This is a genomic window from Streptomyces sp. NPDC051020, from assembly GCF_040683105.1.
GTDB lineage: Bacteria > Actinomycetota > Actinomycetes > Streptomycetales > Streptomycetaceae > Streptomyces.
In genome coordinates, this window is record NZ_JBFBCG010000165.1 from 1 (window position 1) to 7,074 (window position 7,074).

Genomic DNA, 7,074 nt, shown 5'->3' on the forward strand with positions numbered 1-7,074 from the left:
TGCCAGGCTTGCCCCTCGCCCCGCTCCTTCCTCCACCCCACCTATCCGCGCGCCCTCTTAACGTGATCCTGCGATCTGGGACGCCGGGTACGGCGCCGGCGTGCAGGGCCCCCGCTCCACCGGAGTGATGGCTCGGGGCCTCCCTGCCGCCACTGGCCGTACCCACCTGGCCAGGTCGCGCAGGGAACCGGCCTCCCGGGATCGGACCACGCACGGGATGCGTGTCGCCGCCCCGAGGTTGAGTACGCCGGGGACCAGTGCGCCCAAGACCGTTCGGGGCGTGCGGCTGAATGGGCTCACTCCTGCTCAGTGCCCAGGAACGGTACTCCACAGGGAGTACGTGTGATCACCACGCCCGGCTGACGCCGCCGTCGACGCCCGCGGTCTAGCGTTGCCGGTATGGAAGAGCAGCGCTCACACGGAAGCGGCGGTCCCCCCTGGGAGCAGGGCGGACCGCCGCAGCGGCGGCCCTGGGTGCACGCTGCCCCCGTGGGCCCCCGGGGGTCTTGGGGCCCCTGGGGACACGACGGGCCGCCGCGCTGGCTGACGGGGATGCGCGAGCGGTCCGCCGCCCGGCTGCCCTGGCCGTCCACCGTCCTTCTCGGCGCAATTGTCATGATCGGCACGTCCGTCGCGGCGCGTGGTCAGCTCGATGAGCGTGCCCCGTTGGACCTCTTCGCCAAGGTGCTGCTCTTCATCGCCGTCGCCGTACTGCTGCTGCGCCACCGCCACCCCGTCCTGGTGGTCTTCGTCAGTGCGGCCGCGGCCATGGTCTATCTGGGCGCCGGCTATCCGTACGGCCCGGTTTTCCTGGCGGTCGCCGTCGGATGCTTCAGCGCGGTTGTCGCGGGGCACCGGCGGGCGGCCTGGGCGGCCGTGGGAATGGCGTGGCTGGGCCACCTGCTGATGGCGCACTGGCTCTACCGTTGGCTGCCGCCGAGCGGCGACTCGGCTGCGCCCTGGGGGCAGGAACTGGGCGTCGCTGCCTGGGTGGTGGCGATCGTCGCGGCAGCGGAGTTCGTACGCGTACGCCGCGAGCAGTGGGCCGCCCAGCGTGCCCAACGGGAGGCCGCCGAGAAGCGACGGGCCGACGAGGAGCGGCTCCGGATGGCCCGGGAGCTCCATGACGTGCTCGCTCACAGCATCTCCGTCATCAATGTCCAGGCAGGCGTCGGACTCGCGCTCCTCGACTCCGACCCGGAGCAGGCCCGGAACGCCCTCACCACGATCAAGGCGGCCAGCAAGGAGGCGCTCGGCGAGGTCCGTCAGGTCCTCGACACGCTCCGTACTCCGGGTGACGCCCCCAGGGCCCCGGCCCCCGGACTCGACCGGCTGCCCGAACTGGTCGACCAGGCGGCGAGCGCCGGACTGTCCGTCACGGTGGAGACCGAAGGCGTACGCGGCGCCGTCCCGCCCGGTACGGATCTGGCCGCCTTCCGGATCGTGCAGGAGGCGTTGACGAACGTGGTCCGGCATTCGGGCTCGCGCACCGCACGGGTCCGGATCGGTTACGGGACCGGCCGCGTACGGCTCCGTATCGACGACGACGGCCCCGTCACCGGCAGCGAGGCCGGCGGCAGCGGCAACGGGCTGGCCGGAATGCGGGAGCGGGCCGCCGCACTGGGCGGCACGATCGAGGCGGGACCCCAGGCCGACGGCGGTTTCCGGGTGCGGGCCGAGCTTCCCCTGCACTCGGCTTCGGACAGGGACTCGGCGTCGAGCATGGACCCCGCGTCGACCATGGACACTGTGCAGGACACGACGGAGGAGAGAGCATGATCCGTGTACTGCTCGCCGATGACCAGCTGCTGGTCCGCGCAGGATTCCGCGCCCTGCTGGACGCCCAGCCGGACATCGAGGTGGCGGGGGAGGCCGCCGACGGGGCGGAAGCCGTGCGCCTGGTGCGCGAACTGCGCCCGGATACCGTGCTGATGGACATCCGCATGCCGCATCTCGACGGTCTCGTCGCGACCCGCACCATCACCGGCGACCCCGAGCTGAACGACGTCAAGGTGGTCATGCTCACCACCTTCGAGCTCGACGAGTACGTCTTCGAGGCGATCCGGTCCGGCGCCTCCGGTTTTCTGGTCAAGGACACCGAACCGGAGGAGCTTCTGCGGGCGGTACGGGCCGTGGTGGCCGGTGACGCCCTGCTCTCGCCGGGGGTGACGCGCCGCCTGATCGCCGAGTTCGCGGCCCGTTCCAAAGAGCCCGCGGCCGAGATCGGCCTGGGCGAACTGACCGAACGGGAAAGGGAGGTGATGGCACTGGTCGGCATCGGTCTGTCCAACGAGGAGATCGCCCGCCGGCTGGTCGTCAGCCCGCTCACCGCCAAGACCCATGTCAGCCGTGCCATGGTGAAGCTGGGCGCACGCGATCGGGCCCAACTGGTCGTACTCGCCTATGAGTCGGGCCTCGTACGTCCCGGCTGGCTCGGCTGAGACGGAGCCTGCGGGCGGAGCGCGCCCACCGGGCGACCGTGCTCCCTCCGGGGGAATCCCCACAACACATCGACGAGGCGGGCGACGAAGACGACGGCCGAGACGACGGCCCCGCTCAGGAGCACCACTCGCTCCGCCGTGCGCGGCAGATCGAGGAAGACGGTGGGCGCGGCGACGGCGCTGAACGCGGCCGCGGCCAGAACAGCGCCGCTGACCAGCGCGAAGACGATCTCGACGGTCATCGCGTCCCGGTCTTCCTGACTTCGTCGCCCCATGTCCGAAGTGTCACAGGGGCGGTGGGCCGCGGGCAAGGATGCCTCACCTCCCGCCGACCTGGATCGAGGTGTTCAGCAGACCGGAGACCATGCCCTGCTCCTCGTCGTCCACTGCGTTGGTGGCCTGGATGTTGAGCGACGGGAAGGTCAGCGCGCATGCAAGGGCCGGACGCGCCATGCCGAGGTGAAGCCGTTGCAGCGTTCGGTGCTCACCCGGATGCTGAACGGCGCGACCGGCTGAGTGGGGTGCGGACCACGGCGGAGGCCGTCCGCACCTGCCGGTACACCGGTCACGACCAGGTGATCCCCGAGTTCTCGCACCACAGGCGTGCGAGCCCCGCCTGTTCCGCCGCGGCGGCCAGTAGATGTCCCGCACCGGCGAGCCCCCGATGCGGTCGGCGATTCCCGTCGTCTCCATGTTCTCCTTGGCGGAGATTGTGACAGCGGCTCAGACGCCCTGCGGACGGGCGGAACGGGACCGGCCGCCGCGGCGCACCAGCCGTACGAACCAGCCGAGGGCGAGCGCCTGCACCAGGACGGACACGACGAGGGCGAGATAGACGAACCAGGCGGGTCCCGCCGCGTCCGCCCCCCACAGCGTGCTGCCGATGAAGAACACGAACACCGTCGGTGCCGCGAGCAGGAACAGCCACACGCCCGCGAACGACGCGTCCTCGTGCGGGACGAACAGGGTGTCCACGGCGACGAACACCGCTGTCGCCAGAACCACGCCGAGGTAGATCAGCGAGGCGGGATTGCCGAAGGTCAGTCGTGCGAGCGCGCGGAGGTGCTGCTTGTTCATGACCGGCTTGTTCATGGTCTGCTCCCTGTCGGCGGTTGGCACTTCCATGGTGCGACCGGGGAACGGGACCCGCCTGAGTACATCTGCTCAATCGGGCATCAGTACGTGAGACGTGCGTACGTCGATCAGGCGCGGGTCGCCGCATGGCGAGCCGCATGGCCCAGCACGGACGCCGCGGCCGCCAGCACCGCCACCGTCGTCAGAGCGACGGGCAGCGAGAGCCAGTCGGCCAGGAACCCGATCGCGGGCGGCCCCAGCAGCATTCCGCCGTAGCCGATCGTCGACGCGACGGCCACTCCGCTCGGACCGGCCAGCTCGCCGGCCCGGCCGACGGCGACGGGGAAGATGTTGGCCAGCCCGAGACCGGCGACGGCGAAGCCGAGCAGGGCGAGCCAGGTGGTCGGGGCGAGCGAGCCGAGGAGCATGCCGGCCGCACCGGTGGCGCCGCCCGTGACGAGCGTGCGGGTCTGCCCGAGTCGTTCCAGCAGCGCGGTGCCGGTGAGCCGGCCCGCGGTCATGGCCAGGGCGAACAGGGAGTATCCGGCGGCGGCGATGCCCGGGCGGGCATGCAGGTCCTGTTCCAGGTGGAGGGCGCTCCAGTCGGCCAGTGCGCCTTCCCCGTACGCGGTGCAGAGCGCGATCACGCCGAACAGCAGCACCGCGTTGCGGGCGCGCCCGGTCATCCGGCGCGGCTGCTCGGTGCGGTCGGCCGCGGATACGCTTCGGGGCGCCCGGTGCCGCAGCAGGGTCGGTCCGGCGACGGCGGTGACGAGCAGTCCGACCCCGGTGAGGACGCAGAGATGGGTTGCGGGGGAGAGCCCGCCGGCGACCAGTCCGCCGAGGCCGGCGCCGAGCATGCCGCCGAGGCTGAACGCGGCGTGGAAGCTGGGCATCACGGGGCGCCGCAGACCGGCGACGAGATCGACCGCGGCGCTGTTCATCGCCACGTTCATCGCACCGTACGCCGCACCGAAGACCAGCAGCACCGAACCGAGCGCGAGCGCCGAATGTGTCTGCGCGGGCAGGGCGATGGCGAGTGAGAGGAGCACCCCGCAGACCACGGTCACGGGGTGGCTGCCGAACCGTCGGCAGAGCCCGCCTGCGAGCATCATGGTGATGACCGCCCCGGCGGAGACGCCGAGCAGTGCGAGGCCGAGGGCGGAGGCGGAGGCGCCGGTCTGGTGCTTGATGGCCGGGATGCGGACCACCCAGCCGGCGAAGAGGAAACCGTCGAGGGCGAAGAACACGGTCAGTGCGGTACGGAGGCGGGCCGACGAGGTTGGGGCGGTGTCTCCGCTTGGTCCCCCCGGTAGGGCCGTCCGCAGTTTGTTTAGTTGCGGCACAAACTCAGCATAGGGGCCCACGGACAACAGACGCAAGACGGTCTCCCGCCGGAGCGGGCAGCGGCATCCGGCTCAGCGGCGCAGGGCGGTCTCCGTGACCGGAAACCGGCAGAAGTCCGCCACCAGTGCGTCGGCAGCGGCTCCGGATCGTGGGAGACTCGGCCCCATGAACGGCAAGGCGACCACCACCCGGACGAAGTTGGAGAGGGGCCGGAGCGCGCTCGGACCCGCGCTGGAGCTGGTCCACACCGGACGCGCGCCCACCCGGGCCGTGCTCACCTCCGAGCTCGGTGTCACCCGCGCGACCGCAGGCGCGGTCGCCGCGGAGCTGGCGGCGCTCGGCCTCATCCGCGTCGACTCCAGCCCCGGTTCCGCAGCCGGCTCACAGGGCCGCCCCTCTCACCGGCTGGCCGTGCGGGAGTCCGGTCCGGTCGCCGTCGCCGCGCAGGTGCATGCCGACGGGTTCCGCGCCGCGCTGGTCGGGCTCGGCGGGCGGCTCGTCGCCACCGCCCCCGGTTGTGTCACGGTCACATCGGACCCGGCGCAGGTCGTGGGCGAAGTCGTCGACGCATGTGCCCGCTTGCTGCGCGACAGCGGACTGCGCTGCGTCGGCGCGGGACTCGCCGTCCCCTCCGCCGTGGCCGAACCGGAGGGCACCGCGCTCAACCCGCTGCACATCGCCTGGCCGGCAGGCGCCCCGGTCCGCGAGATCTTCGCCACGTGTGTACGGGAAGCAGGCATTCCCGGCCCCGCGTTCACCGGCAACGATGTCAACCTCGCCGCGCTCGCCGAACACCGGCACGGCGCCGGCCGCGGGGCCCAGCACCTGCTCTGCGTGGCCACGGGGCACCGTGGCGTCGGCGGTGCCCTTGTCCTCGACGGCCGCCTGCACGCAGGCAGTTCGGGCCTGGCCCTGGAGGTCGGCCATCTCACCGTGAATCCGGAAGGGCGTCCCTGCCACTGCGGCGGGCGCGGCTGCCTCGACGTCGAAACCGATCCGCTCGCCTTCCTGACCGCCGCCCGCCGGGAACCGGGCCCCGAGGAATCTCTGCTCAAGCAGGCGAGCGACCTGCTGCGTACGGAGTACGAGGACGCGGCGGTACGGAACGCGGCCGAGGAACTCATCGACCGGCTCGGTCTCGGCCTGGCCGGCCTGGTCAACATCCTCAACCCGGACCGCATCATCCTCGGCGGGCTGCACCGTGCGCTGCTTCACGCAGACCCGGAGCGACTGCGCGCGGTGGTCGCCGACCGCAGCCTCTGGGGGCGCAGTGGCAGCGTGCCGATCCTGCCCTGCACCCTCGACCACAACAGCCTCGTGGGCGCGGCGGAACTGGCTTGGCAGCCCGTCCTCGACGATCCGCTGGCCGCACTCGCCTCAACCGGCGGGTGAGGTCCGGCGCCGCTACCGCGTGGCCTCCGGGACGACGGCGAAGGCCTCGATCTCCAGCAGCAGTTCGGGGCGGAACAGCGCAGCGACCTGGACGGCGGAGCTTGCGGGCAGGCGTTCGGGGTGGAAGTACGCGTCACGTACCGTGCGGACGGCGGGCAGATGGGCGATGTCGGTCACGTAGTAGGTGAGCTTGACGATGTCGTCGAAGGAAGCTCCGGCGGCCGCCAGGCAACGACGCAGGTTCTCGAACACCTGCCGTGCCTGCGCGGTGGCATCACCCGCTCCCACGACGTGGCCGTTCGCGTCGAGTGCCACCTGCCCGGAGACGGCGACGAGCCGGCCGGAGCCGGTGACGACGTGGGTGTACCCGACTCCCGGGGTGACGCCCTCCGGAGCCGTGATGTGTGTGAGATGCGTGGTGTCCATGGCCGCATCCTCACCCGCAGAGGAGCGTCGGCACCAGCCTTTATGTGTCGGAATCAGAGTCGATTGACCCAGTGCACGTCCCGCACGCAGAGGTTGGGGACGGTGGAGCGGTCGCTGCCGGGGGTCCCGCACGACTACGGCGATACCTTGCCGTAGCCCACGGTGACCTTTTCGAAGCCGAGCGAGCCGAGCAGGCCCTGGAGCATGCTCGTGGTGTTCTTCTCGGCCCGTTGCGTCAGACCGCTCTCCTTGGCTGCCTCACCGATGTGCTGTGCGGCCAGTTTGTTGACTGCCTGCTCCAGGGGCATTGCGCGATTGGGATTGGTCCGGTTCGCCGGTCTCGTGAGTGACGTGGCCTCATGTCCGTTGTGTGGCAAGGGACCCCGGAGAGCAG

At 71.4% G+C, this 7,074-nt stretch carries 9 protein-coding genes; 3 read left to right on the forward strand and 6 right to left on the reverse strand.

The features are described from left to right. The first annotated feature begins 552 nt into the window (after positions 1–552). Both AB0N06_RS37635 and AB0N06_RS37640 read left to right on the forward strand, forming a co-directional pair. Positions 553–1,779, forward strand: coding sequence for a sensor histidine kinase (locus tag AB0N06_RS37635; protein ID WP_366139177.1), 1,227 nt, complete (start codon positions 553–555; stop codon positions 1,777–1,779). Further along, positions 1,776–2,441, forward strand: a complete 666-nt coding sequence (locus tag AB0N06_RS37640) for a response regulator transcription factor (protein WP_366139178.1) — start codon at positions 1,776–1,778, stop codon at positions 2,439–2,441. Before AB0N06_RS37635 ends, AB0N06_RS37640 begins: the two co-directional genes overlap by 4 nt. Here AB0N06_RS37640 and AB0N06_RS37645 read toward each other — a convergent pair. The 4 genes from AB0N06_RS37645 to AB0N06_RS37660 all read right to left on the reverse strand — a co-directional run bounded on the left by AB0N06_RS37645 (position 2,402) and on the right by AB0N06_RS37660 (position 4,861). Next, positions 2,402–2,716, reverse strand: coding sequence for a DUF6332 family protein (locus AB0N06_RS37645; RefSeq protein WP_366139179.1), 315 nt, complete (start codon positions 2,714–2,716; stop codon positions 2,402–2,404). The genes AB0N06_RS37640 and AB0N06_RS37645 overlap by 40 nt on opposite strands. A 43-nt stretch (positions 2,717–2,759) precedes the next feature. After that, positions 2,760–2,894 carry a hypothetical protein gene (locus AB0N06_RS37650; RefSeq protein ID WP_366139185.1) on the reverse strand — a complete coding sequence of 45 codons (135 nt, stop codon included), beginning with the start codon at positions 2,892–2,894 and terminating at the stop codon, positions 2,760–2,762. Positions 2,895–3,164: 270 nt separating this feature from the next. After that, a complete protein-coding gene (locus AB0N06_RS37655; RefSeq protein WP_366139180.1) occupies positions 3,165–3,533 on the reverse strand; it encodes a hypothetical protein in 369 nt (122 codons plus the stop codon). Positions 3,534–3,643: 110 nt separating this feature from the next. Further along, on the reverse strand, positions 3,644–4,861 hold the full coding sequence (locus AB0N06_RS37660; RefSeq protein WP_366139181.1) for an MFS transporter: 1,218 nt from the start codon (positions 4,859–4,861) through the stop codon (positions 3,644–3,646). 166 nt (positions 4,862–5,027) lie between these two features. On the opposite strand from AB0N06_RS37660, the gene AB0N06_RS37665 reads away from it, so the two are divergent. After that, positions 5,028–6,254, forward strand: coding sequence for an ROK family protein (locus AB0N06_RS37665; RefSeq protein WP_366139182.1), 1,227 nt, complete (start codon positions 5,028–5,030; stop codon positions 6,252–6,254). A gap of 12 nt (positions 6,255–6,266) precedes the next feature. On the opposite strand, the gene AB0N06_RS37670 is transcribed toward AB0N06_RS37665, so the two are convergent. Both AB0N06_RS37670 and AB0N06_RS37675 read right to left on the reverse strand, forming a co-directional pair. Continuing rightward, entirely contained in the window at positions 6,267–6,680 is a 414-nt protein-coding gene (locus AB0N06_RS37670) for a RidA family protein (protein WP_366139183.1), read from the reverse strand. Positions 6,681–6,814: 134 nt separating this feature from the next. Continuing rightward, the coding region (locus tag AB0N06_RS37675; RefSeq protein WP_366139184.1) for a DUF4230 domain-containing protein at positions 6,815–7,074 on the reverse strand (260 nt) is incomplete at its 5' end.